Source organism: Ottowia cancrivicina (assembly GCF_029813755.1).
GTDB classification, from domain to species: Bacteria; Pseudomonadota; Gammaproteobacteria; order Burkholderiales; family Burkholderiaceae_C; genus Ottowia; species Ottowia massiliensis.
Genome location: NZ_JARVII010000101.1, coordinates 1 through 458, shown reverse-complemented (window position 1 = coordinate 458; position 458 = coordinate 1). Strand labels below are relative to the sequence as shown.

The 458-nt window shown below is 46.9% G+C and carries 1 protein-coding gene; it reads left to right on the top strand.

What is annotated here, in order from left to right:
* The coding region (locus tag QB898_RS13225; protein WP_279525322.1) for a hypothetical protein at window positions 1-427 on the top strand (427 nt) is incomplete at its 5' end.
* Window positions 428-458 lie beyond the last annotated feature (31 nt).

The window sequence follows — 458 nt, the reverse complement described above, 5'->3', positions numbered from 1 at the left end:
GTATATCGGAGTCATTAAACTGCGTGTCTTTCTGATGGACTGGGAGGCGGATCGGCTCTGCGCGAAAGAAGGCGGCATTCATATTTATGAAAAGGCCTATCTGCCGGGTGGCTACGCCTATAATTGGACGGCAAATGAAAAGATATTTAGAAGATCCTTTGGGTGCTCAAATCCAGACGAACATGCGCCATATGCGATTGGCGGCACTGAAATCCCGATAGGAAGATCCGTCAATCCAACGCTATATAAGATGACAAGTTATGTAATGAGATGCAGCGATAAAAAGATTCTTGGGGAGTTCATCAGATATGGCCGGAGTGGGGGGAGAATTACCCCAACCCTGGGGCCTGATGGCGGCTATGACTGCAAAGTGTCGGGCGATAGACTGACCATGCTGGAAACGGTTTTTTCTAAGGAGCAACCATGAAAGTCAATCAAAAATATATTTATGGGCGTTC